The 25,369-nt window shown below is 69.6% G+C and carries 26 protein-coding genes and 1 pseudogene; 10 read left to right on the top strand and 17 right to left on the bottom strand.

The annotated features are described in order from the left end of the window. Positions 1-20: 20 nt before the first annotated feature. The 4 genes from ACFYXF_RS13770 to ACFYXF_RS13755 form a co-directional block, all read right to left on the bottom strand. Positions 21-872, bottom strand: a complete 852-nt coding sequence (locus ACFYXF_RS13770; protein ID WP_389349739.1) for a carbohydrate ABC transporter permease — start codon at positions 870-872, stop codon at positions 21-23. Between the two features lie 9 nt (positions 873-881). Further along, positions 882-1,916, bottom strand: coding sequence for a carbohydrate ABC transporter permease (locus ACFYXF_RS13765; RefSeq protein WP_389349932.1), 1,035 nt, complete (start codon positions 1,914-1,916; stop codon positions 882-884). Positions 1,917-1,989: 73 nt separating this feature from the next. Further along, entirely contained in the window at positions 1,990-3,333 is a 1,344-nt protein-coding gene (locus tag ACFYXF_RS13760; RefSeq protein ID WP_389349738.1) for an ABC transporter substrate-binding protein, read from the bottom strand. Between the two features lie 114 nt (positions 3,334-3,447). Further along, positions 3,448-4,467, bottom strand: coding sequence for a LacI family DNA-binding transcriptional regulator (locus ACFYXF_RS13755; RefSeq protein ID WP_389349737.1), 1,020 nt, complete (start codon positions 4,465-4,467; stop codon positions 3,448-3,450). A gap of 181 nt (positions 4,468-4,648) precedes the next feature. On the opposite strand from ACFYXF_RS13755, the gene ACFYXF_RS13750 reads away from it, so the two are divergent. Together ACFYXF_RS13750 and ACFYXF_RS13745 are read left to right on the top strand one after the other, a co-directional pair. Beyond that, the gene (locus ACFYXF_RS13750; RefSeq protein WP_389349736.1) at positions 4,649-5,992 is read left to right on the top strand and encodes a mucin-1; all 1,344 of its coding nucleotides are present in this window, start codon (positions 4,649-4,651) and stop codon (positions 5,990-5,992) included. Between the two features lie 49 nt (positions 5,993-6,041). Beyond that, positions 6,042-6,218 (top strand): annotated as a pseudogene (locus ACFYXF_RS13745) (family 1 glycosylhydrolase); the annotation flags it as partial. A gap of 183 nt (positions 6,219-6,401) precedes the next feature. Here ACFYXF_RS13745 and ACFYXF_RS13740 read toward each other — a convergent pair. The 5 genes from ACFYXF_RS13740 to ACFYXF_RS13720 form a co-directional block, all read right to left on the bottom strand. Continuing rightward, positions 6,402-7,100: a TetR/AcrR family transcriptional regulator gene (locus ACFYXF_RS13740; RefSeq protein ID WP_389349735.1), complete on the bottom strand. Its 699-nt coding sequence runs from the start codon at positions 7,098-7,100 to the stop codon at positions 6,402-6,404. A gap of 288 nt (positions 7,101-7,388) precedes the next feature. Beyond that, a complete protein-coding gene (locus ACFYXF_RS13735) occupies positions 7,389-8,096 on the bottom strand; it encodes an SDR family NAD(P)-dependent oxidoreductase (protein WP_389349734.1) in 708 nt (235 codons plus the stop codon). 271 nt (positions 8,097-8,367) lie between these two features. After that, on the bottom strand, positions 8,368-8,643 hold the full coding sequence (locus ACFYXF_RS13730; protein WP_389349733.1) for a twin-arginine translocase TatA/TatE family subunit: 276 nt from the start codon (positions 8,641-8,643) through the stop codon (positions 8,368-8,370). A gap of 79 nt (positions 8,644-8,722) precedes the next feature. Beyond that, positions 8,723-9,331 (bottom strand): hypothetical protein, encoded by a 609-nt coding sequence (locus ACFYXF_RS13725; protein ID WP_389349732.1) that lies wholly within the window; start codon positions 9,329-9,331, stop codon positions 8,723-8,725. 120 nt (positions 9,332-9,451) lie between these two features. Continuing rightward, positions 9,452-10,027: a TerD family protein gene (locus tag ACFYXF_RS13720; protein WP_389349731.1), complete on the bottom strand. Its 576-nt coding sequence runs from the start codon at positions 10,025-10,027 to the stop codon at positions 9,452-9,454. Positions 10,028-10,283: 256 nt separating this feature from the next. On the opposite strand from ACFYXF_RS13720, the gene ACFYXF_RS13715 reads away from it, so the two are divergent. Continuing rightward, the gene (locus ACFYXF_RS13715; RefSeq protein ID WP_389349730.1) at positions 10,284-10,673 is read left to right on the top strand and encodes a BlaI/MecI/CopY family transcriptional regulator; all 390 of its coding nucleotides are present in this window, start codon (positions 10,284-10,286) and stop codon (positions 10,671-10,673) included. 6 nt (positions 10,674-10,679) lie between these two features. After that, positions 10,680-11,612, top strand: coding sequence for a M56 family metallopeptidase (locus ACFYXF_RS13710; protein WP_389349729.1), 933 nt, complete (start codon positions 10,680-10,682; stop codon positions 11,610-11,612). Positions 11,613-11,769: 157 nt separating this feature from the next. Here ACFYXF_RS13710 and ACFYXF_RS13705 read toward each other — a convergent pair whose 3' ends face one another. The 5 genes from ACFYXF_RS13705 to ACFYXF_RS13685 all read right to left on the bottom strand — a co-directional run bounded on the left by ACFYXF_RS13705 (position 11,770) and on the right by ACFYXF_RS13685 (position 15,966). After that, positions 11,770-12,225 (bottom strand): tellurite resistance TerB family protein, encoded by a 456-nt coding sequence (locus ACFYXF_RS13705; RefSeq protein ID WP_389349728.1) that lies wholly within the window; start codon positions 12,223-12,225, stop codon positions 11,770-11,772. A gap of 130 nt (positions 12,226-12,355) precedes the next feature. Beyond that, on the bottom strand, positions 12,356-13,342 hold the full coding sequence (locus tag ACFYXF_RS13700) for a sporulation protein (RefSeq protein WP_389349727.1): 987 nt from the start codon (positions 13,340-13,342) through the stop codon (positions 12,356-12,358). Between the two features lie 274 nt (positions 13,343-13,616). Further along, entirely contained in the window at positions 13,617-13,994 is a 378-nt protein-coding gene (locus ACFYXF_RS13695; protein WP_389349726.1) for an RICIN domain-containing protein, read from the bottom strand. Positions 13,995-14,134: 140 nt separating this feature from the next. Continuing rightward, on the bottom strand, positions 14,135-14,389 hold the full coding sequence (locus ACFYXF_RS13690) for a hypothetical protein (protein WP_389349725.1): 255 nt from the start codon (positions 14,387-14,389) through the stop codon (positions 14,135-14,137). A 662-nt stretch (positions 14,390-15,051) separates the two neighbouring features. Continuing rightward, the gene (locus ACFYXF_RS13685) at positions 15,052-15,966 is read right to left on the bottom strand and encodes an alpha/beta hydrolase (protein ID WP_389349724.1); all 915 of its coding nucleotides are present in this window, start codon (positions 15,964-15,966) and stop codon (positions 15,052-15,054) included. A gap of 114 nt (positions 15,967-16,080) precedes the next feature. Between ACFYXF_RS13685 and ACFYXF_RS13680 the strand changes: the two genes are divergently transcribed. Then, positions 16,081-16,497 carry a MarR family winged helix-turn-helix transcriptional regulator gene (locus ACFYXF_RS13680; protein ID WP_389349723.1) on the top strand — a complete coding sequence of 139 codons (417 nt, stop codon included), beginning with the start codon at positions 16,081-16,083 and terminating at the stop codon, positions 16,495-16,497. A gap of 90 nt (positions 16,498-16,587) precedes the next feature. Here the strand turns inward: ACFYXF_RS13680 and ACFYXF_RS13675 are convergent, their stop codons facing one another. Together ACFYXF_RS13675 and ACFYXF_RS13670 are read right to left on the bottom strand one after the other, a co-directional pair. Further along, a complete protein-coding gene (locus ACFYXF_RS13675; protein ID WP_389349722.1) occupies positions 16,588-17,301 on the bottom strand; it encodes an AAA family ATPase in 714 nt (237 codons plus the stop codon). Positions 17,302-17,614: 313 nt separating this feature from the next. After that, on the bottom strand, positions 17,615-18,217 hold the full coding sequence (locus tag ACFYXF_RS13670; RefSeq protein ID WP_389349931.1) for a TetR/AcrR family transcriptional regulator: 603 nt from the start codon (positions 18,215-18,217) through the stop codon (positions 17,615-17,617). A 400-nt stretch (positions 18,218-18,617) separates the two neighbouring features. Here ACFYXF_RS13670 and ACFYXF_RS13665 point away from each other — a divergent pair, with 400 nt between their 5' ends. Genes ACFYXF_RS13665 through ACFYXF_RS13650 form a run of 4 tightly spaced genes read left to right on the top strand, consistent with a single transcriptional unit; the run spans position 18,618 to position 23,736 of the window. Then, the gene (locus ACFYXF_RS13665) at positions 18,618-20,168 is read left to right on the top strand and encodes an ABC transporter substrate-binding protein (protein ID WP_389349721.1); all 1,551 of its coding nucleotides are present in this window, start codon (positions 18,618-18,620) and stop codon (positions 20,166-20,168) included. Positions 20,169-20,189: 21 nt separating this feature from the next. After that, positions 20,190-21,134, top strand: a complete 945-nt coding sequence (locus ACFYXF_RS13660; protein ID WP_389349720.1) for an ABC transporter permease — start codon at positions 20,190-20,192, stop codon at positions 21,132-21,134. Then, positions 21,131-22,897, top strand: a complete 1,767-nt coding sequence (locus ACFYXF_RS13655; protein WP_389349719.1) for a dipeptide/oligopeptide/nickel ABC transporter permease/ATP-binding protein — start codon at positions 21,131-21,133, stop codon at positions 22,895-22,897. The genes ACFYXF_RS13660 and ACFYXF_RS13655 overlap by 4 nt, the downstream gene beginning before the upstream one ends. Further along, positions 22,894-23,736, top strand: coding sequence for an ATP-binding cassette domain-containing protein (locus ACFYXF_RS13650; RefSeq protein ID WP_389349718.1), 843 nt, complete (start codon positions 22,894-22,896; stop codon positions 23,734-23,736). Before ACFYXF_RS13655 ends, ACFYXF_RS13650 begins: the two co-directional genes overlap by 4 nt. 23 nt (positions 23,737-23,759) lie before the next feature. Here ACFYXF_RS13650 and ACFYXF_RS13645 read toward each other — a convergent pair whose 3' ends face one another. Next, positions 23,760-23,984 carry a hypothetical protein gene (locus ACFYXF_RS13645; protein WP_389349717.1) on the bottom strand — a complete coding sequence of 75 codons (225 nt, stop codon included), beginning with the start codon at positions 23,982-23,984 and terminating at the stop codon, positions 23,760-23,762. A 176-nt stretch (positions 23,985-24,160) separates the two neighbouring features. On the opposite strand from ACFYXF_RS13645, the gene ACFYXF_RS13640 reads away from it, so the two are divergent. Further along, entirely contained in the window at positions 24,161-25,363 is a 1,203-nt protein-coding gene (locus tag ACFYXF_RS13640) for a glycoside hydrolase family 1 protein (RefSeq protein WP_389349716.1), read from the top strand. The last annotated feature ends 6 nt before the right edge of the window (positions 25,364-25,369 follow it).

The raw sequence follows: 25,369 nt of genomic DNA, 5'->3' as shown, positions 1-25,369 counted from the left end.
CGTCGTGCGGAGTCCCGTGCTCAGCCCTTGACGGCGGAGCTGGCGACGCCCTGCACGAACCAGCGCTGGAAGAACGCGAAGACGACGAGGACAGGCAGGACGAGGAGGACGCCGAAGGCGAGGATCTGGCCCCAGTCCGGAGGCTGCTGACCCTGGAAGACGCTCATTTCCAGGGGGAGCGGACGGACGGCGGGGTCGGAGACCATCAGCACCGGCCACAGAAAGGAGCCCCACTGGGTGAGGAAGGTGAGGATCGCGACCGAGGCGAACGCCGGCTTCGACATCGGCACGATGATCGCGAAGAAGGTGCGCCAAGGGCCCGCGCCGTCCAGCCGGGCCGCCTCCTCGATGCTCGGCGGGATCGAGCGGAAGAACGTGTGGAACTGGTAGATCGAGAACGCGTTGGCGATGAACGGGATCGCCTGGATGTACAGGGTGTTGCGCTGGTCGTTGAACATGTAGAAGAGCGGCACGGCCACCGACTCGAACGGGACCAGCATCAGCAGCAGGACCAGCGTGAACACGGCTTCCCGGCCACGCCACTTCAGCCGTGACATGCCGTACGCGGCCATCGAGTTGACGAACAGACCGCCGGTCACGACCACGAACGCGACGAGCAGCGAGATGCCCATGAAGCGCCAGAAGTAGCCAGTGCTGTCGGAGTTCAGGGCGTCGAGGACGTTCGCGTAGTTGTCGAAGGACAGGTGGGTGGGGAGGAAACCGGACAGACCGTTCAGCACTTCGTCGGAAGGCTTGAGGCTGCCCAGCAACAAGTAGAGGACGGGCAGGACGAAGACGAAGGCCAGCACGCTGAGGACGGCGTAGTCGGTGAAGCGGCGCAGGCGGCGGTGTGGCGCGTGGGTCAGGGCCATGGTGGCGGGTCAGTCCTCGTGGTCGGGCCGGACGACGCGGCGCTGGATGAGGGTCAGGACGACGACGATCAGGAAGAAGACGACGGTGATCGCGGACGCCTGGCCGATGTTGTTCTGGTCGAAGGCGGTGCTGACGGCCTGGTACATGACCGTGCGGGTGGCGTCCTCGTCGAGTCCGCCGCCGTGGATGAGGACGTACACCTGGTCGAAGACCCGGAACGACAGCACCGAGGTGAGCATGGCGACGAAGACGAGCGTGCCGCGGATACCGGGCAGCGTGACATGGCGGAACTGCTGCCAGGGCGTGGCGCGGTCCAGCTCGGCGGCCTCGTAGAGCTCGCCGGGGATCTGCTGGAGGCCGGCCAGCAGGATGACCATCTGGAAGCCGACGCCCTGCCACACCGACAGCACGATCACCGAGGCCATCGCGGTGGCCGTGTCGCCGAGCCAGTCGAAGGCACCCCAGTTGCCGAAACTCACCGCGTCCAGCGCGGAGTTGAGCAGCCCCTGGTCACTGCGGGCCAGGATGAGCCGCCAGATCACGGCGACCAGCGTCATGGGGAAGACGACCGGCATGAAGAACAGCGACCGGAACAGGCCGATCGCCCTCAGCTTGCGGTTGAGGAGGATCGCCAGGGCCAGCGCGAGGCCCGTCTGGAGGGGTACGACGACCACGGCGAAGGTCAGGTTGTTCAGCAGCGCCCGCAGGAACGGGCCCGACAGGTCCGGGTCGGTGAACAGCCGCCGGTACTGCTCCAGGCCGAAGAACGAGGGTGCCAGCGGCGAGCCGAGGCGCACGTTGTAGAAGGAGAGGACGACGGCGTAGCCGAACGGGATGCCGACGAACGCGATGAGCCCGGCGACGGCGGGGGTGGACATCAGCAGTCCGTGCAACCAGTCGCGGTTCCTGGGCCCGGACTGCTTCGGGCGGGCGGTCTTCACGGCGGTCATGGGCCTCATGGGCGGGGTCTGCTCCCGGTCGGGGGCCGCGTCGGAGGAGGGCTGCGCAGGGTGTGCGGGGTGTGCGGGTTCCACTGGGTCCACTGTTCTCACGGGCGGGTCCTGTTCCCGGCGCGGCGGGCAGTGTCTGTGCGTGCCCGCCGCGGCCGACACGGTCCTACGGGATCTGGTAACCGGCGTTGTCGGAGAAGTCCTGGTCGATGGCGCGGGCGGCCTTCTCCAGGGCGCTCTTCGGGTCGGCGCCGCCGTAGATCGAGTTGAGGGCCTCGCTGAACTTGGCGGTGATCGTGGGGTACCCGGCGGTGACCGGGCGGGTCACGGCGACACAGGTCTTGGTGATCTCGCTGTCACCGCAGGGCTTGGCGAGCTGGTCGGCGTAGAGCTGGAGCGGGCCGCCCTGCTTGTACAGCTCGCTCTTCGCCAGCGCCGTCCTCGTCGCGGGCACCGCCCCGTTGGCCGTCGTCATCGCGGTGACGTTGGTGTCGTCCAGGAGGGTGTCCAGGAACGTGCCGGCGGCCTTCGCGTTCTTGCTGTCGGCGCCGATGCCCCAGGCCCATGAACCCTGGCCGGTCTTGGGGCCGTTGCCGAAGTCGGGCAGCGGCAGCACGACGAGGTCGTCGCCGAGGGCCTCGCTGTAGGCCGGGTACATCCAGTGGCCGACCCAGCTCAGCGCGACCCGGCCCTTGGCGAAGGCGTTGCCGTCGGTGTTGGGATCGACGTACGTCTTCCACGACTGGAAGGTCTTCAGCGCCGAGACCACGGCCGAGGAGTCGAGTACGCCCTCCGCCTTGCCGTCCTTCAGCAGCGAGCCGCCGGCCGACCAGACGATCGGGGCGAAGCCGTAGGTGCCCCACTCGGTGGCGAAGCCGTTGTTCTCCTGGACGTCGAGGGTCTTGCCGTCGGAGTCCTTGGCCTTGAGCGTCTTCAGCGCGGCCGTGAACTCGGCGGCCGTCCAGTCGTCCGACAGACCCGTCGGGTACTTCACCCCGGCCGCGTCCAGCAGCTTCTTGTTGCCGTAGATCCCGAGCCCGGAGTCGAACATGCCCAGGCCGTAGTGCTTGCCGTCGATCTCGCCCTGCGCCTTGCTCGCGTCGGTGGCGTTGCCCATGGTCCTGGCGGAGACGTAGTCGTCGATCGGGGCGAGCTTCTTGTTGTAGACGAAGTTCGCAATCGTCGGGCCGTCGAACTCCATCACGTCCGGGAGATCGGAGGCGCTGGTCGCGGTTATGGTCTTGGTGTAGTCGGTCTCGGGTATCAGCTTCAGGTCGACCTTGATCGCGCTCTGCGAGGAGTTGAAGGACTTCACCGCGTTCTGCAGCGCACTGGCCTCGCTCTTCTGGCCCTGATGGGCCCAGACGCTGATGGTGCCCTTGCCGCTGCCCGCCTCCGCGGCGGCGTCGCCACCGCTGCCGCCGCCACAGGCGGCCAGCGCCGCGAGGGGCAGGGCGAGGGCGAGGCCCGTACAGGCTGTACGGCGGAACCTTCTGCTGGTCGAGCTCATGACTGTGCCTCCGTGCGGTGCGAGGGTTTCGACGTGCGCTGGTGGTGTGCGGCGTGGGGGAGTGGGGCCTGGACGGCCATGGAGGGGCTCAGGGGTTGTCAGGGGGCAGAGGAGTTACTGGGGTCCGCGCGGGCGCGGCGGAGCGGTCGTCTCGCGCAGGACGAGACGGATGGGCATCTGCACATGCCCGGGTGTGCCGGTGCCCGGTTCGTCGAGCTGCCGCAGCAGCAGCCGGGCGGCCTCGGCGCCCTGTCCGGCGACCGGCTGGGCGACGGTGGTCAGTCCGATGACATCGGCGAGTTCGTGGTCGTCGAAGCCGACGACGGACACGTCGTCCGGCACCCGGAGCCGATGCCTCCTGAGCGCACGCAGCGCGCCCATCGCCATCTCGTCGGACTGGGCGAACACGGCCGTCGGCGGCCGGGAGGCGGCCAGCAGTTCGGTCATGGCCCGCTCGCCGCCCTCGACGGTGTAGTCGCCGTCCGCCTCCAGGGCCGGATCGTGCGCGATCCCGGCGTCGGCCAGTACGTCCAGATACGCCTGGCGGCGCGCGACGGGCGTGGTCCAGTGCTGCGGCCCGCTCGACCCGCTGATCATGCCGATCCGGCGGTGGCCGAGGTTCACCAGATGCCGTACGGCGCTCTCCGTGCCGGCCCGGTCGTCGATGCCGACCACGGTGAAGCCGGGCCGGGCGCCGCCGACCGTGCTGGCCAGCGGCACGCCGAGCGAGCGCAGCGCGGCGGACTCGTCCTCGTCGGGGATCAGCAGCGACAGCACGGCGTCGACCCGCTTGCGGACCGGCATCTTGGTGAAGAAACGCTTGCGTGTCTCCGGCGAGCCCAGGTTGTACAGCAGGACGTCGTACCCGGCGGCGCTGAACACGTGCTCGGCGGCGTCCAGCACGGTGCCGAAGAACCAGCGGCCCACGTACGGGACCACGACCCCGATCGTGAAGGTGCGCCCGCTGGCCAGACTGGACGCCGAGCGGGACGCCGTATAGCCGAGTTGTGCGGCGACGGCCGTGATCCGGTCGCGCACCTCGTCGGAGACGCCCGGCTGTCCGCGCAGGGCGCGGGACACGGTGGACGCCGAGACTCCGGCGGTGCGGGCGACATCGGTGATGCTGACGGTCACAGCGCTTTTCTCCCGTCGGGTTTCACATCGGTGTGATCTGGGGGTGACGAGACCGTAAACCCGGCCTCGTTGTTGCGCAAGCGTTTGCGTTCAGTTTTACTTGGGCCGATTCTCAAGCGAGACCTTCCAGGTCAATGGTCAGCGCATGCGTTTGGGCGCTGCGAGCCGACAGGAACTGTGCATGCGATACGCCCCGCCCGGCCTCTGCGTGAACGACTTCGCCCTGCTCCGCGACGACGACGGCACCTACGCGGTGCTGCACCTTCAGGGCCCGTGGACGGCCGAGTTCGACCACCTTCGGATGGAGACCTCGTACGGCAGGGCCACCTCCACCGACCTGGTCGGCTGGCGACCCGAGGGCACCGCCTTCGGCAACGGTCTGCCCGGCCGCTTCGACCAGCAGGCGGTGTGGACCATGCACCCCGTCCCGTACGGCGACGGAATGGCGATGTTCTACACGGGCGTGAGCGGACTGACGGAAGGCGGCTGGCCGTTGCAGTCGGTCGGCCTCGCCTACTCCGACCGCACCGACGGCACCGGCTGGCGCCGCCACGGCACCGGACCCGTGGCCAAGGCGGACGCCCGCTGGTACCGCACGGGCGAACGCATGGGCTGGCGCGACCCGTTCGTGGTGCGCGACGACGAGTCGGACGGCTGGGTGATGGTCGTCTGCGCGGCCGACGCGACCCTGCCGGTCGAGGTCAGCGGCTGTGTGGCGTGGGCGACTTCGGACGACCTGGAGCACTGGACGGTCCACCCGCCGCTCATCTCACCCGGTGACGTGGACGAGTTGGAGTGCCCGGTCCTCGAACGCCTCGACGACGGCAGCTGGTTGCTGATCGGCTCGATCGGCGCGACGCGCGGCTTCGAGGCATGGACCGCGCCACGCCTGAGGGGCCCGTGGACCCGCCGTGGCCCCCTGGGTCCGACCGGCTCGTACGCCCCTCGCGTCATCGCCGCCCCCGACGGCTCCCGTGTCGTCCTGCACACCACACCCCGCCGCGTCGACCTCACCGACTCCGGCGAACGCTGCCGCGGGATGCTGGCCCAGCCCAAGTCCCTTGTCGTTCCGGCCGATTCGCCGCCCCGCCTGGAGTGGTGGCCGGGCCTGGACGGCTGGCTGGGCGAGGAGACGGAGGAGCCGGCGCTGCACGCGGTCGGTGATCTCGACGTCTCCGGCCGGGTCGAGATCACCCTGCGAACCGGGGCCGACGGCCGCCCGGCCCTGCTGGTCGGCTGCGACGGCAAGAACCTGTGGATCACCGGCCCCGCCGACGCACTATTGGGCGAGACGATCCTGACCGAGCCCGCCACAACCCTGCGGATCCTCACCATCGGCGAGTACGTCGAGGTCTACGCCGACGGCGTCTTCGTCCTGACCACCCTGTGCTACTCCGGCCACGCCGCCCCCTGGACGGCGATGACGGACGGACACACCCGCACGATCCCCGTCCGCCCGGTCCGGCTGCCCGACCCCGACCGGGACGACGCTTCGGCGGTGTGGCCGGGTCCGGCGACGAGGTGAAAGGGTCCGCGCTGGAAGCGACTGTCGGCACCGGGAGCACGCGTCGGGGAGCACCCTCCCGGAATCCACCGGCGACGCCTGCGACAGCGACCACTGCTGGCGCAAGGATATGGACCGCCTCGCCGAACTGGGCTTCACCGACTACCGGTTCAGCATCGACTGGGCCGCATCGAGCCCGCCCCAGCTGCTTCTCCAGAGCGGAGATCGCGTTCCCCCCTGGCCTTGAAGGCATGGGGACCCCCATCCGCCGTATCGTCGAGGGCGCCTTCGAACGCGTCTTCAGGGGTTGACGCCCGTCCCGCGGCGTATTCGCCGCTGTCGGCGTGGTCGCTCGAACCCGCTGTCGCCCGCTACTGGGCAACGGAATCGGTCGTGCCCCTGCCCACCCGGGCACGACGCCGACCCGAGGTCAGCTCGTCGTGTCCGCTTCCGGTGCGCTGGGGTCGGCCGGGTTGGTGCGGAGCATGGCCCGGTGAAGAGCCTCGTGCGCGGGCGAGGCGGGCAGGGGGCCGCGGGCCGGGGCCTCGAAGGACTGGACGAACAGGGCGACGACACGGCGCCAGGCGTCAGGAGCGGCCTCGCCGGTGGCGTTGACGACGCCCGCGTTGGCCATGTGGATCAGGACCAGGTCCGAGGGGTCGAAGTCCTCGCGCAGTCGGCCCGCGGCCTTGGCGCGGTCGATGAGTCGCACCATGCCTTCGTACGCCTCGTTGCGGCGCTCCTCCATGGCCTTGGCGGTGGGGAAGGACGTGGTCAGGACGTCGGCGAAGCCGTAGTCGGCGGCCTGCATCGCGCAGGCGGTCTCGATGTAGCCGACGAACCCGTGCCAGGGGTCGGGATCGTCGAGTGCGGTGGCGACCGCGTCGGCGTAGGCGTCCATGCGGTCGGCGAAGACGGCGGCGACCAGCTCCTCCTTGGTCGGGAAGCGACGGAACATCGTGGCGATTCCCACCCCGGTCTCGCGGGCCACGGACGCCATGGAGGCGCCCAGCCCTTCGCGCGCGAAGACCTTGCGCGCGGCGGCGATGATGCGCTCCCGGTTGCGCTCGGCGTCGCTGCGAAGTGGCTGGGGAGCGGGGCCGTCGGGATGCCGGGAGCCAGGGGTCATGCAGGTCACCCTATCGATCGGATCGACCTGTCCACTTTGACTGGTGCGGTGGCCATGTCGAACCAGATGAACCTGTCGACGTCCTGGAGTACTCGACATCACATCCTCGACGGGAACGAGCGCGAAGCAGGGCGCGCTCGTCTGTCGGGGTCCGTCGGTCCTGTTGGCCGACAAGCGGCCGTTCGCCGTACGGGTCGGCGACGGTAGGGACCTGCGGGTGTGTCCGGAGGTCCCCACGCGGCGCCGCATGGTGCGCGACTGTGGCCCGACCAGGGAGCCGGTGCGGTGTCAGCCGCGGGGGACGCCCTGGTCCCCGACGCGGAAGACGAGTTCGGCCTCGTCGCGCCTGGTGGTGTGCAGGTCCCAGTACATGGGGGTGAGCTGCTCGGGCTGGACCGGGTCGACACCGGGGATGACGGAGACGCCGATGGCCGCGTCGATGCCGACGTGGGCGGCCTGGACACCGGTGCCGGCGTCGGCCAGTTCCTTGTGCAGGTTCATCACCCAGTTGCGCAGCGCCGCAGCGGCGGCATTGACGTTGGCGACTCGCGGGTCCGGCCAGATCGAACCGGCGCCGGTGGTGTAGAGGAGGGTGCCCGCGCCGGCCTCACGCATGGCCGGCAGTACCGCGTTCGTGGCGGCGATGGCCCCGTACAGCTGGAAGTTCATCTCGAACTCGACATCGGACGGTCGGGTCCCGGACGGGGCGGTCAGGGTGGTGATGCCGAAGGTTCCCACCGGGGAGTACTCCAGGACGTCGATACCGCTGAACCGGTCGGCGGCCTCCTTGAGCGCGTGCGTGAGCCCGGCGCGGTCGAGCACGTTCGCGGGGAACGCGGCGGCGGTGATGCCCTCGGCGGCGAGCTTGCCGACGTTCGCGTCGAGCTTCTCGGGGTTACGAGAGATGAGGGCGACGTCGAAGCCCTGGTTGCCGAAGGTGCGGGCGATGGCCAGGCCCATCTGGGGGCCGGCTCCGACGATGGCGATGGTGGGCATGGTGATCCTTTCGCAAGCCCCGGGTCGGGGGGCGGAGAATACTTTGGATATCTGGATAGACCTATCCGGTTAATGATCCGGATAGGTCGCTCCGTTTCACTGGCCACCGTAGCACGGAAAACGGATAGGGCAATCCGATTGCTCGACCGGGCGGTGCGGACGCCGTCGGGCACGCGGGAAGGCGGCTGAGCCAGTGGCGCCGAACTGCTCGGTGGAGCCGCACCACTCCCCGCCGAAGTTGCCGCACGCCCTCGCGCCCCGGTGCGGTACTTCAGTCCCCCTGCGGAGGCCGCTCGGAACCCGTAGGGGCGGAAGGCCGTGCCGTGTCGGTGGGGGCTGCGCTCTGCGGTGTGGCGGTTTCTCCCTGGATGACGCGGGGAGTTGTCCGGTCCTCGGGATCGGTCTGCTGATCCTTCATCGCCCTGGCCTCGGCCTTGAGGATGCGGGCCGATTTGCCTGCCGAGCGGGCCAGGTCGGGAAGCTTCTTGGCGGCGAGGACGGCTATGACGACGATGAGGATGACGGCGAGTTCGCTCAGTCCGAACATTCGGGTCCTGTCTTCTTGCTCGGCCCGGGCCGAGCGCGGCGCGGGCGTAACGGGGACGGGGTGTTGCGGGGGCAGGGTGTCAGTCGGGGCGCGTCGACGCGAGCTGTTGACGGAGATAGGGCAGCATGCCGTGCTCCAACAGGGCCCGCTGCCACCTTTCACGGGCATCGTCCACGTTCCTCGCCGTCCTCCGGAAGCCGTGGCCGTGGGCGGGACCTCCGCGGTGGCGTATCGCGGTACGCAGCAGGGCGGTCAGCGCGGCAAGAGCGCTGGTGGCCGCGACGAGCGCCAGCACCCAGCCCGCGGCGATGAACGAGCCGGCCGCGGTCCCTCGTACCGCGGCGAGTCGGAGCGCGTACCCGAGCAGGAGCAGGACCGCGGCGGACGTCGCGGCGATCGGCGGAGTCAGCACGGCGAGGGCGGGCAGCAGTGCGCCGGGCCCGGCCGGCCGGGACTCCCGGCCGCGCCCCGCCGCCGTACGCACCGCGAGGTAGTCGCGGTATTCGTCACCGGCCGCGGCCACGATCTCGTCGGCGTCCCGAAGCGCCTGGGCCCGCAGCCGCATGGCGACCTCGACGCTGGAGTCGGCCCGCAGCGCCGTGCGGATGTCCGTGGCGCTCAGCGCCCGGTGCAGTATCCCTTCGAAGTCCGCTCGGTCCTCCGGGCGGAGGTGGGGCGGGCGGGCCAAGTGATCTCCCTGGGTGGCGTGGACGGCGGAGGCTCGACACCCGACACCCGGCACGCGACGGGTGCGGGTGGCCGCTGGGCCTGCCCGGGTGGTCCGGCCCAGCGGAACGGTCCGCGGTCCTCAGACGCCGACGCCGAAGTCGGAGGCGATCCCGGCCAGGCCGGACGCGTAACCCTGGCCCACGGCACGGAACTTCCACTCCGCGCCATTGCGGTAGAGCTCGCCGAAGACCATCGCGGTCTCGGTGGCCGCGTCCTCCGAGAGGTCGTAGCGGGCGATCTCGGTGCCGCCGGCCTGGTTGACGACGCGGATGAAGGCGCCCCGGACCTGGCCGAAGCTGTGTCCGCGGTTCTCGGCGTCGTGGATGGAGACCGGGAAGACGATCCGTGCCACCTCGGCGGGCACGCCCGCGAGGTTCACCTTGATGACCTCGTCGTCGCCCTCGCCCTCACCGGTGAGGTTGTCGCCGGTGTGCTCGACCGAACCGTCCGGGCTCTTCAGGTTGTTGTAGAAGACGAAGTGCTGGTCGGAGGCGACCTTTCCGGCCTCGTCCAGCAGCAGCGCGGACGCGTCGAGGTCGTAGTCGGTGCCCGTCGTGGTGCGCACGTCCCAGCCCAGGCCGACCAGGACCGCGGTCAGGCCCGGAGCCTCTTTGCTGAGCGAGACATTGCCACCCTTGGCCAGGGAAACTCCCACGCTGCTCTCCTCCTTGGAGTGTCGGTGTCGGGTCCGGGATGCGGACCGGATCTTGAATCTACATCACTGTAGAAGATGGCGGGGGTGTGTGCGACCCGAAGGTGCCTGTGGCGGACCGGGGGAACGTCCGGGCAGGATAGGTTCTACGGGCATGTAGAACTCTCGGCGGCGGCGGGCCGGAGCGAAGCGGTGCGGAGTCAGGCGTCTATACGATGTACCGCTCGTGAAGTGCGCGGCAGCGGAAGGGAGACAGGGCGTGACGGATCACCGGCAGCGTCCCCGGCGGCGGGGGCAGGGCGAGCTGGAGGTGCAGGTCCTGTCGGCCCTGCACGAGGCGGAGGGCCCGGCGACCGCGGGCTGGGTGCAGGAGCGGCTCGGCGGGGATCTGGCGTACACGACCGTGATCACGATCCTGACCCGGTTGCTCGCCAAGGGCGCGGTGACACGGGAGCGTGTGGGCCGGTCGTTCGCGTGGACACCCGCGTCGGACGAGGCCGGGCTCGCGGCACGCAGGATGCGCAAGGTGCTGGACGGCGAGCGGGACCGGGAGGCGGTGCTGGCCAGCTTCGTCACGACGCTGTCGCCGGACGACGAGCGGCTGCTGCGCGAACTGCTGGGCCGGCCCGAGACGGAGAGGGAAGACTGAAGCCGCATGGGGGTGTTCGTCTTTCTTCCGCTGGTCCTGCCGTTGACGGCGTGGCCGGTCGCGCGGCTGGCCGAGCAGCGCCTGCATCCGCGTACCGCCACCCGGCTGCTGACCGGCGTGGCCGGTGTCATGGCGGTCTGCAGCACGGTGTGCCTGGGCCTGCTGATGGTCGTCGGCACCGCACAACTGCCCGGCAACCCGCTGCCGGACGGGTGGTCGGACCCGGAGGTGCGTGCGGCCGTCCCGTACGACGAGGTCGCCGGGAAGGCGGCCATACCCGCCCTGCTGATCGTGGCCGCGGCATGCGGCCGGACGTTCTGGCGGCACGGGAGGGTACGACGCCGCGCCCACCGCGCGCTGGCCGGCCTGCCCGGCACGGGGGTCGCGGTGCTGCCCGACGAGATGCCGTACGCGTATGCCCTGCCCGGCGGTGCCCGGGGCCGGGTCGTGGTCACCACGGCCCTGCTGTCCTGCCTCGAACCCGCCGAGCGCCGCGCCCTGTTCGCCCACGAGCGGGCACATCTGGCGGCCCGTCACCACCGGTTCCTGCTGGTCGTGCAGCTGGCGGCGCGGGCCAACCCGTTCCTGCGGCCGCTGCGTACGGCGGTGTCGTACACGGCGGAACGGTGGGCGGACGAGGACGCCGCCCATACCGTCGGCGACCGCAGGACCGTGGCGTGCGCGATCGGCAAGGCGGCTCTGGTCTCCCGGGGCACCCCGGCGCCGACGCTCGCGGGCTTTGCCGCGGCGGGTCCGGTGCCGCGCCGGGTGGCGGCGCTGCTGGGGCCCGCTCCCGTGGTGCGCAGCTGGCCCTCGCTCTTCACCGCGGTGGGAATGGCGGCGTGGACGGCGGCCGTGGGGACGGCGGTGTCCGCGATGTCGTCCGCGAACTCCGCCGTCACGATGGTCCTCATCCTGCACGCGGCGACACCGCTCTGAGAGCCCCGCGCGGGCGGATACGCACTCTGCGCACCGTGGGTCGCCGCTGCCTGGCCTGACTCGGCGCCAAGCCCGCTCCCGCCGAGGACGGCATGCCGGGCCGACACCCTCAAGGGCGTCGGCCCGGCATGTGCGGGGCGCTGCGGTGCTGCTCCGGTCAGAGGTCGAACTCGTGCGGGGGCAGGTCGAGGGCGAAGCAGGCCTCCCGTACGACCGCCTGTTCGGTCTTGTCGAAGTCGCCGTCCGCGCCGCCGATGACGATGCCGATCTGGATGACGGCACGGGCCTCGGCGGGCTTCTTCTTGGCCTTGGCGATCTCCTGGAGCACGGTCACCTTGCCGAAGGCGAAGTCGGCCGTCAGCTTGGCGATGTTCTCGTCGAAGCGGCGGCGCAGATCGTCGGCGGGGAAGTTCTGCAGGACGTCGTTCGTGGCGATGAGCTGGGCCACGCGCTGGCGCTCCGCCGGGTCGATCGTGCCGTCGGCCGCGGCGACCAGGGCGCACATCGCCATGCTCGCGTCCCGGAACGCGCCGCTCTTCAAGTCGTTCTTCTTCGCCTCCAGTTGGGTCTGCATCGTCGATGCGGACTCCTTGATGCGGTCCCACAGGGCCATGAGAACTCCATACATGTCAGAGGTGGGTCCGGGCGGGAAGGACCCGGACAGCCGCATTCTTCTACAACAACGTAGAAGTTATCAGGCGGGGGTGGAGGGCGAAGCCCGTAGGCTCCGCCCTCCACCCCCGTCACTCCTCCTCTTCCTCGTCGCCTTCGAAGAAGTCGCCCACCTCGTCGACGACTTCGGCCGCGACCATGCCGCCGACGACACCGACGGCGAGCCCGGCCGCGCCGGCCGCGACGACGGTGCCCATGCCGGGGCCGGAGCGGTGACCGTCGTGATGGTGCTCGTCGTGCCCGTGGTGGCCGCCCTGCCCGTACGCGGCGGGCGAACCGTACGACGCCCGGTGCTCGACCAACTGCCGCATCCAGGCGTCGACTTCGGTGTTCCAGTCCCGCTGCTCGACGTCGTGGTGGCCGACCGTGAAGCGGGTGACGGTGTCGTGGCCGGCGGAGAGGAGGCCACCGCGCTTGTCCGCCTCCAGCACGACGTCCATGCCGCCCGGCGTGGCGAGGAAGGTCAGCTCGATCTCGTTCACCTGGTGCGCGTATGAGGGTGCCGGGGTGAGTTCCAGCTCCTGGTAGAAGGGCAGTTGCTGTCCGGTGCCGCCGATGCGACCGTACTCCAGATCGGCGGACCCGAAGCCGAAGCCGAGCTGCCCGAGGGCTTCGAGGATCGCCTCCTGTACGGGCAGCGGGCGCACCGCGAGCTGGTCGAGGTCGCCCTTGTCCTTCGCGCCGGCCACCGCCAGTTCGGTGCGCACGCCGAGCACGATGCCCAGGCCCTGCCCGTACAGCTCGGTGATCGGGGTCTCCCAGGGCAGCGTCACACCGAACGGCACGCTGTGCTGCTCGCCCGAGCCGAGCCGGAAGCCGCCGCCGACGGTGAACCGGTCGAAGACGACCGTGCCTTCGCTCTCCCCGTCCTCGTGCTCGGCCTCGACCCGTGCCACCAGCTCCAGCGTGATGTGCTCGATCTCGAAGTCGGCGTCGCCGCCCCTGAGACGGACCTGGCCCGAGAGCGTCCCGCCGGGCAGGACCGCGCCGGGGTCGAGGACCGTGTCCACCGTGGGCCCGCCCACACCGAGCGAGCCGAGCAGCCGTTTGAACACCATTGCGGCGTCCACTCCTTCATGTACGTGTGCCATGTATGTGTGCCATGTGCGTGTGTCTCGTGACGAAAGGGCGAGGGGAGGCGTGCGGGCGGAGGGAACGACCCGGGACGCCCTCACGCTCTCCCTCTACAAGCGAGTAGAAGCATAGGGCTGTCGGGGCGGGTCCAGGCCGTTTCCCGCGGCCCGTGGCGGGAAAGGCCGAAAAGAGCTGTCCCCCTGGTCCGCGGGAGGCCTGACCAGGGGGCTTTGCCCGTCTTTTGCGAGCGCACCACCGCTACTGCAGGACGATGCGGAACTGTTGGTTGGCGCTGGTGCTGCCGCTCCACTGACCGGCGGTGGAGCCGTTGGCGGTGAGGCCGAGTCCGTCGAGGTACAGCCCGGTGGCCCGGTTCCTGAGGCGGATCCAGCTGCCGTCGGGGACGATCGACCACTCCTGGTTGGTGGTCGAACCACCGGTCCACTGACCCACGGCGGAGCCGTCGGCCGTACGCCCGACCCCGTCGACGTACAGTCCCGTCGACCGGTTCTGCAGCTTGAGGTACGACGTGCCTCCGGCGCCGACGGCCGGAGCGACCTGGATCCTGTCGATGTTGGGGGCGTAGGCCGCGCTGTTTGCGAACTTGACGGTGTTCGAGCCGGCGGTCAGGGTCACGTCGACCGTCGTGGTCCAGTAGTTGGACGGACGGGGCGTGCCTGGCTCTGGCAGATCGAGTCGAGCGGGGGCTGGCGCTACGTGACCGGCGAACGCGAGGGCGCCGCCTACCTCGCCCTGTTCGGACCCGACGACGCCCATCACCAGTGGTGCGAGACCCTGGCCCTGGCCGGGAGTTCACCACCGTCCCTGCCGTCCTCGTAAAGGCCGAGACCGGCGGCCTGGATGCCGCGTTCGGCGAACTCACCGCCCACCGCCGCCGAATCCGCCGCACACACCCGGACCACACGGCACTCCCGGTGATCTACAACGACTACATGAACACCCTGATGGGCGATCCCACCGCCGACAGGCTTCTGCCGCTCGTCGAAGCGGCGGGAGCCGTCGGTGCCCATCTCCGTCTACAAGGCGATCCGCTCGGAGATCCCCGAGAGTCTCCCGTTCTGGCCGCTCGGGCTTCCCTCGTGGGAGGACACCTGGATCGCCTCCGGCCGGCGCGGCCGGACCGGCACCTGGCTCAGCGTGTGGAGACGGGAGCCGGCCGCCGACGAGGCCGTCCCGGGCTCAAGAGACCGGCACGGAGCCGATGAGAACACCCGTACCGTCACGATCGCCCACCTGCGTGGCGCGCATCTGCATCCCACCGTGCTCTATCCCGCCTCCGCCGCCACCGTGGCTTGGGACGCCGCAGACGGTCGGCTACCGTCTCGCTGCCCCGCGCCAACACGGCCGTGCTCCTGGGGCTCGGCGCACTGCCGGCGGCAGAGGGGTGCGCCAGGTGTGACGAGGCGGTCGTTCGTCGGCCCGGGTGAGACCGGGAGGTATGGCCGGCAAGGATCGGCGCGGATTCGGCCCGTCCGTGGAGCCGGCGCTTGATCTTCCTGATTCCGTTCACGGCGCCCTCGGTGATGCCCGAGCTCCGGCGGGGCGTGGGCCCGGCGGGCACAGGTTCTGATCGCTCGGCTTGTCGATATCGGCCAGGAGCGTGGGTCTTGGACCACTCGCCTCCGGTGGCCGTGCAGTGCGGTGACCGCACAGGCCTGCCGGGTCGGACGACTTACAGGTTGTTCGAGTAGAAGGCGACGAGCCGGTCGACAGCGGCGTCGACGTACTCGGGCTCGTCGTACATCTCGTAGTGGCCGGCGCCGTCGATCACCATGAGGTCGACCGGGTTGGGCGCCAGCTTCCACAAATGCATGCCGGACTCGTAGGAGCCGGTGTTGCCGATGCGTCCGGCGAGGATGACCTGCAGCGGTTGGGTCATCAGCTGGTCGACCAGGTGATACGCGTCGTAGCCAAGCAGCAGCGAGTCGCCGCGCGAGAGGCGGCGGTTCGTGGAGTGTTCGTTCCTGCCCCGCCCGGTGCGGTAGTAGGTGACCGCCTGGGTCGTGTCTATGTCGGTCAGCCCGACCGCTGTGGCTTCCTCCAAGGTGTCGGGCAGCCAGTTCACGCGGGTCAGCTCGCCGGAGCGGGTCTCTTCGATGCGCGCGTCGGCCATGGTGTCGAGTGCGGCCGGCGTGCCGTCCGGCTGGAAGCCGCGGAACGACGTGCCCATGTTGCTGGGGACGACCGTGCCGACCGCCTTGATGCGATGGTCCGTGCGGGCGGTGTGCACTGCGTAGCCTCCGCCGGCACAGATGCCGAGGACGCCGATGCGTTCCGGGGCGATGCCGGGGATCGTACTGAGCGCGTCGATCGCGTAGGAGATGTCCTCGCCGCGGCGGTAGGGGTCTTCGAGGTCGCGGGGTTCTCCGCCGCTCTGACCTTGGTGGGCGGGGTCGAACACGAGTGCCGCGACGCCGCGGGCGGCGAGACGGGAAGCGTAGTTCGCGCCGATCTGCTCCTTCACGCTGCTGCCGGGCGTGGCGAGCACCACGGCGCGCAGCGGCGCCGCGTCGTCGATGGTGTCGGGCAGGTGGAGGTCGGCCGTGAGATCGATCGGTCCGCGCGGGATCGTGATGTGCTGAAGCATCCGATGGTGCCTTTCGTATAGGCGTTCGTTCCGTAACCGTCCAGTACGAAACCCATCTGGTACAATTTGGAACTAGTTCAGAACTGTACCACCTGGGTGGATGGAGGGGTTTGCGTGGCGGTTGACGGGGCGCAGCTGTGGACGCTGAACCAGCGTCTGCTGAGCGTCGTGATGGATGCCTGCAGCGCTGAACTGGCCGGGCTCGGGCTGGAGACGAAGGAGTTCTTCGTGCTGGCCGAGGTGACCGCGTCGCCGTACCCCGCCGAACTCGCGGCGGCGCTGATGATGCCCAAGGCGAGCGTGACGGTCTACGTCCGCAACCTCGTCGCGAAGGGGTTCATGCGGCGTGAGATCGACGACGAGGACCTACGGCGGCATCGGCTCATCCTGACGGACGAGGGCGAGGCGGCGAGAGACCGCTCGCTCGCAGCGCTCGCGGCCGAGTTCGACCGCAGACTGGCGAGGGTTGCCCCGCGGGATCGCACCGAGTTGCAGCGCATCCTTCTGGAGATGCTCAAGTCGCCGGAATGAGGCCAATGAGGCCATGGTGAAGGGTGGTTGGTCTTCCCGCGAACTCCTCGCCGGGCGGCACGGAAAGACCTCAGCTTCAGAGGGACCCGCCTACGGTTCGACGATGTGCCGCAGATAGGCGTGCGGGTCGGCGAGGTAGCGGCGCCAGTGGTCCACGACGCCGAGGTCCTGCCAGGCGGCCCTCCGCATGCCGTGCTCACCGACCTCGATGATGTCCGCGCCCGGCAGCGCGGTCAGCAGGGGTGAGTGCGTGGCGCAGATGACCTGGCCGCCCTCCTTGGCCAACCGGTCGATGTGCCCGATCAGTTCGAGGCAGGAGGAGAAGGAGAGCGCTGCCTCCGGCTCGTCGAGGACATAGAGCCCGGCGTGGAGGAACTTCCCGCGGAACGCCGCGAGGAAGCCCTCGCCGTGGCTGACATGATCAGGCGAGAACCCCTCCCTGCCCAGGGCGTCCAGTGCGGTCTCGGCCCGCAGGAAGAAGCCCTTGCGGGCCGACCAGCTGGTGGCCATACGGCGCCCGCGCCCCGGGGCGGCGTCGAACCTCATGCGCTCGCCGAGCGCCGACTTGCCGCGCGAAGAAGCGTAGCGCCAGTCGTGGGAGCCGCCGTAGGAGTCCAGGCCGAACCCCTCCGCCAACGCCTCGACCAGGGTCGACTTCCCCGAGCCGTTCTCACCGACCAGAAAGGTCACCGGCGCGGTGAACCGCAGGCCTTCGCTGAGCAGTTGTCGGACGCAGGGCACCGACCAGGGCCAGGTTTCCTCGTCGTAGGAGGAGAGATGGGCATACGCGCGTTCGACGATCACGTAACCAGTGTCGCCTGGACTCGGAAGGCGTACGTGCGCCGTGTGGTCGGCGTCAGTACCTCGCGCGCGTTGTTCCCCGGGCTCCGACCGGAACAGGTAGCCGTTGCATGCGTTGCGAGACGGTGCCCTCGACACCTCCGAGTCGAACTCTGCACGCTCGAGTCGGAAACCGGCCGAGCGCAGGGAACAGAGCCTCAGGAACGAGTCCACCACCCGGTCGGCAGAGCCTGGAGTGGCCGGCGTTCTGCGGAGCAAGCACTCCTGTTCCAGCTCGCTCCACGGGAGCGGATTGCCGCCTGCCCTCCTCGCTGCCTCACCGGTCGTCCCGATCGAGAAGCATGCGTACGAAATCGTTGACGGGTCCGATGATGTCGAGGTCCGGGTCGAGCACCCACTGCAGCTGGAGCCCGTTGAGCACGGCATGGAAGAGGATCGCGGCCCTCTCGGGGCTGAGGTCCTCGCGCAGCTTGCCGTGGGCCGCCTCGTCGTGGAGCCCCTCGGCGAACTGCGCGCGCCCGCGTTCGTAGCGTTCGACGAAGTAGGTGTGTGCCGGATGGTCGGGCCGTGAGGCCGCGGCGGCGAGCTCGATCCACAGGCGCATCAGCTCGGGCGCCTTCTGGTGGTGGCGGATGAGCTCGCCGAGGTAGGGCGCGAGCTGGTCCAGGCTGTCGACCTGTGCCAGGCCCTGCTGCCATTCCTCCGAGTCCCGTTCGGCCAGCACCTCGGCAAGGAGTTCGTCCTTGTTGCGGAAGTGATGGACGAGACCGGTGTGCGTGATGCCGGCCCGGTCCGCGATGTCCCGCAGGGAAGCCTTGGCATAGCCGTTCTCGGCGAAACTCTCGCGTGCCGCGCGTACGATCTCCGCCTTGCGGGCTGGTGTTCCGGCGTACGGCCCACGCGGTTTTGCCTGCCCCACGGTGCGCTCACCCTCCTCGACGGTGCCGGTCCGCAACGGTCCTGCGCGCAGCAACTGGGCGTCGAAACTTATCACATGGTCGGTATTCACTCGGTGGCGGCCGCGACCGAGCGAAAGGTAACGCTCTGGTTACGAAGGCTGATCGCACTCTTCCCGTGCCTGCCGTGCTGGCCTAACGTCCGATCGAAAACCGAACAGCTGGCAACAGTTGGCGCGATTATCCCCCCGAGCCGATCGAAGGGGTGGACGTGCCCATGGACGACGACACCCGCACGCCGTTGAACCGGTAGACGCACGACCCCTTCAGCCGCACGGCGCTCACTACTTCACTCCGCCATGACCATCGGGCCGTGGCGGAGGTCTCGGCACATGTTGGTTCCCGGACGAAGGAATCCACCTCATGCGCATTCGGCACCCGCACCCACCAGCACGTGTTCGAGCCCTGGCCGCCCTGGGGGCCGCCACCGTCCTGCTCGCGTCGTCGGCATGCGACAGCCAGTCGACCGGAGCCTCGTCGTCCTCTGGTACGACGCTCGCCATCGCCGTCTTCGGCACGCCCAACTCGTTCGACCCCACCCAACTCCTCGAAGGCCAGCAGATGTACGTCTGGGACTCGGTCTACGACACACTGCTGATCCAGGACAACAAGGGTCGGCTGCAGCCCGGCGCGGCCGAGACCTGGCAGTACTCCGGCGACGCGCGCACCTTGACCCTGAAGCTGCGCACGGGCATGAGGTTCAGCTCGGGCGCGCCCGTCGACTCGGCTGCCGTGAAGGCGACGCTGGAGCGGATCGCGTCGACGCCGGGGCCGAACCAGGGGGTACTCGCCTCCGTAGCCTCGGTCGGGACGCCCGACACCCACACGGTCGTGATCAAGATGAAGCGGCCGGACGGTTCGCTGCTGACCTCGCTCTCGACAGCCGCAGGCGTCATCGGCGACCCGAAGACGATGACCTCGAAGAGTGCCGCGCTGAATCCGGTCGGGTCGGGGCCCTACACCCTCGACAAGGGGGCGACGGTGAACGGGTCCGTGTACGTGCTCAAGCGGCGCGACGACTACTGGAACAAGAAGGCCTACCCCTTCCCGACCGTCAAGATCCGGGTGATCTCCGACCAGACCGCGATGGCCAACGCCCTCAAGGCCGGCGAGACCAACGCGGGCACCGTCGACGTCTCGCAGGTCGATGCCTTCAAATCGGCCGGTTTCGAGACCAGGCACGTTCAGGCGACAGCGGTGGCGGCCCTGGTTCTGGGGGACCGCGCGGGCGCCGTACTCCAGCCGCTCGGTGACGTACGGGTCCGCAAGGCGATCAACATGGCCTTCGACCGCACGAAGATGGTGAAGCAGCTGCTCCGGGGATCGGGCCGGCCGACCGAGCAGATCTTCAACCCCAAGGGGCCGGGCCACGACGCCGCGCTCGACCGGACGTATTCCTACGACCCCGCGGCCGCCAGGAAGCTGCTGGCCGACGCGGGTTACCCGAACGGCTTCTCGGTGACCATGCCGAGCCTTGTCTTCACCAAGTCGTTCGAGCCGACGTTCACGCAGGCGCTCGCCGACATCGGGATCAAGGTGAAATGGCAGCCGGTGCCGCCACAGCAGAGTGTCTCGGCCCTCGCTTCCAGGAAGTACCCGATGTTCCTGATCGTCGACGGGCTGAACACCACCCCCATCGAGGCGCGCAACTTCTACAGCCCCACCGGCTACCGCAACGTCTTCAACTCCACCGACCCCGAGCTCGCCGAACTGCTCGACCAGGCGAACAGGGAACTCGACCCCGCCAGGGCGGCGGACATCTACAAGGAGATCAACAAGTTCGGGGTCGAGAACGCGTGGTACGGCCCTGTCTTCGACATCGGGAGCGACTGGGTCACCAAGAAAGGCATCACCTACCTCGGTGACGGCTCCTCGACGCTCGCCACCATCCGGCAGTTCGGTGCCGCCGACTAGTCCCCGGGAAAGAGCCGCATCATGATCGTCTACGTGTTGCGCCGTCTCGGCGTGGGCCTGGTGCTCGCAGTCCTGGTGACCGTGATCACGTTCCTGCTGCTGAGCACATCCTTCGACGACGTCGCCGGCAGCATCGTGGGAAGCGGCGCGACGCCCGCCCGCGTTCAGGCCCAGAAGGCTCAACTGGGGCTCGACCGCCCGCTGTTCACCCAGTACCTGGACTGGCTGTCCCACGCGGTACGGGGGGACCTCGGCTTCTCCTACTTCACCAGTGAGCCCGTCCGCTCGGCCATCACGGCCCGTCTCGGCGTCACGCTGTCCGTCGTGCTCCTTGCCCTCCTCGCCACCGTGGTGATCAGCGTGACGCTCGGCGTCCTGGCCGCCTCCCGCGGCGGTGCCGTCGACCGGATCGCCCAGGGCGTGGCGTTGGTCGGCCACCTGGTGCCGAACCTGCTGATCGCGATCGCCCTCGTCTACGTCCTGGCCATCAAGTCGCAGTGGTTCCCGGCCACCGGCTACACACCGCTGACGGAGAACCCGGCCCGCTGGGCCTCCACCGTCGCCATCCCCGTCGTCGCCCTGATGACGGGCGGCGTCGCCAACCTCACCTCGCAGATCCGCGGCGCCATGATCGGCGAACTGCGCAAGGACTACATCCGCACCCTGCGGACACGGGGGCTGCCGACCCGGTCGATCGTGCTGCGACACGCCCTTCGAGGCGCGGCCGGTCCGGCTCTCACCGTCCTGTCGCTGGAGTTCGTCCAGATGCTCGGCGGCGCCCTCGTCATCGAGCAGGTCTTCGCGCTCCCGGGCTTCGGCCAGTACGCCTTCAGCGCCTCCCTGCAGGGCGACATCCCGATCATCATGGGCATCAGCCTGTTCGGAGTGCTGCTCGTGGTGTGCGTCAACCTCGTCGTCGATCTCGTCAACGGCTGGCTCAACCCGAAGGCGAGGATCCTGAGTTGACCACCGAACGCCGCACCGCCACACCCGGTCGCAGGTCGCCGCTGCGCAGGCTCCTGGCGGACCCCCAGGCCGTGATCAGCGCGAGCCTCCTCCTGGCCGTGATCCTGCTCGGGCTGCTCACCCCACTCATCAGCGATCACGGTCCCAACAGCGCCTCGCTCGACGCGGTCAACGCCGGTGTCGGAACCCGCGGCTACCCGCTGGGCGGCGACAAGAGCGGGCGCGACATCCTGGCGCGGCTGCTGGCCTCCATCAACACGAGCGTGGTCTCCGCCCTCATCGGCACGAGCATCGCCCTGGCCATCGGGGTCACCTCCGGACTTGTCGGCGGCTACTTCGGCCGCCGCGTCCGGGGCGTCACCGAATGGGTCTTCAGTCTCGTCATGACGTTCCCGGGCCTGATCCTGCTCATCGTGCTGCTCCCGGTGACGGGCGGCGACTACCGCGCGACGATGCTGATCTTCGGGGTTCTGCTCTCACCCGGGATCTACCGCCTCGTACGCAACCTCGTCCTCGGCGTGAAGAACGAGCTGTACGTGGACGCAGCCCGGGTCTCGGGCCTGCCCGACCGGCGCATCCTGCGCCGGCACGTGCTGACCGTGGTCCGGGGGCCGGTCGTCATCGCCACCGCGTTCCTCGCCGGATCGTCCATCGCCGTCCAGTCGGGCCTCGCCTTCCTCGGTGTCGGATCCAGCTCGGTCCCCAGCTTCGGCGCGATGATCTCCGAGGGCTTCACCAACCTCTACGAGGAACCGCTGCAGTTCCTCTGGCCGAGCCTGCTGCTCGGCATCATCACCGCGTCGTTGGTGCTGCTGGGCAACTCGTTGAGGGACGCCCTGGAGGGCGGTCGGCCCGAGCCGTCCCGGATCGCGGCGCCGGAGCGTCGACCGGCGACCGCGCCGACCGGCACCCTGGCGGCGGCACCGGGTCTGCTCGCGGTGCAGGACCTATCGCTCGCCTACCCGACGCCGTCGGGCGAGCTGAAGGAGGTCATCAGCGGCGTCACGCTGAACCTGGAGGCAGGGGAGACCCTCGGTCTGGTCGGTGAGTCGGGATCGGGCAAGACCCAGACCGCGTTCGCGATCCTGGGCGTGCTGCCCGCCGAAGCGGTTGTCGCCCGCGGGTCGATCCGGCTCGACGGACGTGAACTGCTCGGTCTCGGTGAGGGTGAACTGCGCGGCGTACGCGGGACATCCATCGCGTACGTGCCGCAGGAACCCATGTCCAACCTCGACCCCAACTTCACCGTCGGAGCGCAGCTCGTCGAGGGCCTGCGCGCGGCCTCGCCCATGTCGCGGCGCGACGCGCGCGAGCGCGTCCTCGCTCTCCTGGCCCGGGTCGGCATCCCGGATCCGACGCGCACCTTCTCCTCCTACCCGCACCAGATCTCCGGCGGCATGGCACAGCGCGTGCTCATCGCCGGAGCGGTCGCGAGCGGTCCGCGGCTGCTGATCGCCGACGAGCCCACGACCGCGCTCGATGTGACCGTGCAGGCGGAGATCCTCGACCTGCTGCGTGACCTGCAGAAGGAACTGAACATGGCGGTGCTTCTCGTGACCCACGACTTCGGTGTGGTCGCGGACATCTGCGACCGCGTCGCGGTCGTGCGGGAGGGCCGGATCGTCGAGACCGGTGACGCGCTCGACATCTTCCGTACTCCGCAGCACGCCTACACCCGGATGCTGCTGGATTCCACCCTCGACGAACGCACCCGGCGCACCGACCGGCCGGCCGCGGACGCGTTCGAGACGGAGGCGCGATGACGACGCCCCTGCTCGATGTGAGCGAGCTGCGCGTGACCTACCCCGGACGCGGGTTCCGTGCCCGACCGCGGGAGGTACTGCACGGGGTGTCCCTGACAGTGGACGAGGGCGAGACGCTCGGCATCGTGGGCGAGTCCGGGTCCGGCAAGACGACCATCGGCCGGGCGGTGCTCGGCCTGGTGAAGCCCAGTGGTGGACGCATCGGCTTTCTCGGCCAGGACATCACCCACTGCACCGCGAAGGAGCGTCGCGCCCTCGCGCGCTACCTCCAGGTCGTCTTCCAGGACCCCTACACCTCGCTCAACCCGTCGCTCACTATCGGCGACATCCTCAGTGAGCCTCTCGTGGTGCAGGGGGCGACGCGTCGCAACGCCCGAGCGCGCGTGCGCGAGCTGCTGGACCAGGTGGGGTTGCCGGCGGACGCCTCCGAGCGGCTGCCGCGCGAGTTCAGCGGTGGCCAGCGCCAGCGCGTCGCGATCGCCCGGGCCCTGGCCCCGGGGCCGAAGCTGATCGTCTGCGACGAGCCGGTCTCCGCGCTCGACCTGACGACGCAGGCTCGCGTGCTGGAGCTCTTCGTCGACATCCAGCGGCGTACCGGCGTCGCCTATCTCTTCGTCTCGCACGACCTGGCGGTCATCCGACACGTGAGCCGCCGAGTCGGCGTGGTCTGCGGGGGCGAGATCATCGAGACCGGCCCCGCAGGCCTCGTCACCTCCACACCCGAACACCCCTACACCCAGGCCCTGTTGCTCGCCGCCCCCGTCGCGGACCCGGTCGAGCAGAGAAAACGGCGCGAGGAGAGGCGACGGTCGGCTGCCGCGGCACGGAGCGCGCCGTGAACTCTCCACTCGGCCCACCGCGCTCATCCGTCGAGCCCCGGGACGAAGGACAGCGGGAACGTGCGGACCGTCCCCTCCACGTGCACCTGACGGAGTCGGCGGTGGCGCTCGGCGTAGAACTCGTGCGCGGGGTGGCTGGGGGAGGTCGCCTCGGCCGACTCCAGGAACGCCGTGCTGCGCCGGTCGCGCGACTCGAACACGGCGAGGAGCAGATCCTCCACGCAGGCCTCGATGACGCGTCGCCGCACCTCCGCGGTCTTCGCGTACGGTCCCCGGCTCGGGCCCGGGCTCGTGGTCGGCGTCGAAGGGCCCGCCCTCAGCCGCCCTGCGTCGACCGGGCCGGCCGGCCTCGCATCGCCCTCTGCGACCCAACCTCGTTCTTTCTCTCCGCAGTGTTCCGCTCCCTCGGACAAGGAAGTTGACGATGACCGAACTCGTTCCCGGATTCCTCTGGGGCGCATCCACGGCGCCGCACCAGGTGGAGGGCAACAACCTCAACAGCGACTTCTGGGCCCGCGAGCATCTCGCGCCCGGCCTTGAACTCAGCGGCGACGCCTGCGACAGCTACCACCGCTACGCCGAGGACATGCGCCTGCTGGCCGAAGCGGGCCTGACCGCGTACCGCTTCGGCATCGAATGGGCGCGGATCGAGCCCGCCCCCGGCGAGATATCGCGGGCCGAACTCGCGCACTACCGCCGGATGATCGAGACCGCGCGGGATCTGGGACTCGAACCGGTCGTCACGCTGCACCACTTCACCAACCCCAACTGGTTCGCGCAGGAGGGAGGTTGGACGAGTGACCGGGCCATCGAGCGCTTCCAGACGTATGTCCAGGCGGTCACCGGAATCCTGGACGGCGTCAAGTGGGTCTGCACCATGAACGAGCCGAACATGCTCGCGGTCATGGTGACGATGGGCCGGCAGTACTCCGCCGACTCCGGCGACGCGAAGAAGTGGATGAGCCCCACGGTCGACGGCGCCGCGCGCCCGGTCATTCCGGACCCCGACCCGGAGGTGGGGCGCCGGCTCGGCGAGGCGCACCACGCCGTCCGCGACATTCTGAAGAAGCACACGGACGCGGCCGTCGGCTGGACGGTGGCCTGCCCGGCGCTCACGGCGACCCCCGGAAACGAGGAGAAACTGAAGGAGGTCCGTTACGTGCGCGAGGACCTGTACCTCGACGCGGCCCTCGGCGACGACTTCATCGGTGTGCAGGTGTACTCCAGCCAGGCCGTCGACGAGAACGGCGTCGTCCCGCATCCGCTGGGCCCGGACACCACCCTGACGGGCACCGCGTACCGGCCCGACGGGATCGGCACCTCGGTCCGGCACGTGTGGGAGAGGACCGGCGGTGTGCCAATCCTGATCACCGAGAACGGGATCGCCACGGCCGACGACGAGCAGCGGATCCGCTACACCACGGAGGCGCTCGGCCACCTCTTCGCCGCCATCGACGACGGCGTGGACGTACGTGGCTACCTCCACTGGAGCGCCCTGGACAACTACGAGTGGGGGCACTGGGGGCCGACGTTCGGCCTGATCGCCGTCGACCGCGAGACGTTCGAGCGCCGGCCCAAGCCGAGCCTGGCCTGGCTGGGCGAAGTGGCGCGCCGCGGGCACCTCTGATGAGCA

This window comes from Streptomyces sp. NPDC002680, assembly GCF_042889145.1.
Classification (GTDB): Bacteria; Actinomycetota; Actinomycetes; order Streptomycetales; family Streptomycetaceae; genus Streptomyces; species Streptomyces adonidis.
This window is presented reverse-complemented; position numbering and strand designations above follow the sequence as displayed.

What these genes read in the sequence shown, in the direction of transcription:
- ACFYXF_RS13770 (WP_389349739.1), bottom strand. Translation starts at nt 872, where the DNA reads ATGGCCCTGACCCACGCGCCACACCGCCGCCTGCGCCGCTTCACCGAC.
- ACFYXF_RS13760 (WP_389349738.1), bottom strand. Translation starts at nt 3,333, where the DNA reads ATGAGCTCGACCAGCAGAAGGTTCCGCCGTACAGCCTGTACGGGCCTC.
- ACFYXF_RS13750 (WP_389349736.1), top strand. Translation starts at nt 4,649, where the DNA reads ATGCGATACGCCCCGCCCGGCCTCTGCGTGAACGACTTCGCCCTGCTC.
- ACFYXF_RS13740 (WP_389349735.1), bottom strand. Translation starts at nt 7,100, where the DNA reads ATGACCCCTGGCTCCCGGCATCCCGACGGCCCCGCTCCCCAGCCACTT.
- ACFYXF_RS13735 (WP_389349734.1), bottom strand. Translation starts at nt 8,096, where the DNA reads ATGCCCACCATCGCCATCGTCGGAGCCGGCCCCCAGATGGGCCTGGCC.
- ACFYXF_RS13730 (WP_389349733.1), bottom strand. Translation starts at nt 8,643, where the DNA reads ATGTTCGGACTGAGCGAACTCGCCGTCATCCTCATCGTCGTCATAGCC.
- ACFYXF_RS13710 (WP_389349729.1), top strand. Translation starts at nt 10,680, where the DNA reads ATGGGGGTGTTCGTCTTTCTTCCGCTGGTCCTGCCGTTGACGGCGTGG.
- ACFYXF_RS13705 (WP_389349728.1), bottom strand. Translation starts at nt 12,225, where the DNA reads ATGGCCCTGTGGGACCGCATCAAGGAGTCCGCATCGACGATGCAGACC.
- ACFYXF_RS13700 (WP_389349727.1), bottom strand. Translation starts at nt 13,342, where the DNA reads ATGGTGTTCAAACGGCTGCTCGGCTCGCTCGGTGTGGGCGGGCCCACG.
- ACFYXF_RS13690 (WP_389349725.1), bottom strand. Translation starts at nt 14,389, where the DNA reads ATGGGCACCGACGGCTCCCGCCGCTTCGACGAGCGGCAGAAGCCTGTC.
- ACFYXF_RS13685 (WP_389349724.1), bottom strand. Translation starts at nt 15,966, where the DNA reads ATGCTTCAGCACATCACGATCCCGCGCGGACCGATCGATCTCACGGCC.
- ACFYXF_RS13665 (WP_389349721.1), top strand. Translation starts at nt 18,618, where the DNA reads ATGCGCATTCGGCACCCGCACCCACCAGCACGTGTTCGAGCCCTGGCC.
- ACFYXF_RS13660 (WP_389349720.1), top strand. Translation starts at nt 20,190, where the DNA reads ATGATCGTCTACGTGTTGCGCCGTCTCGGCGTGGGCCTGGTGCTCGCA.
- ACFYXF_RS13650 (WP_389349718.1), top strand. Translation starts at nt 22,894, where the DNA reads ATGACGACGCCCCTGCTCGATGTGAGCGAGCTGCGCGTGACCTACCCC.
- ACFYXF_RS13640 (WP_389349716.1), top strand. Translation starts at nt 24,161, where the DNA reads ATGACCGAACTCGTTCCCGGATTCCTCTGGGGCGCATCCACGGCGCCG.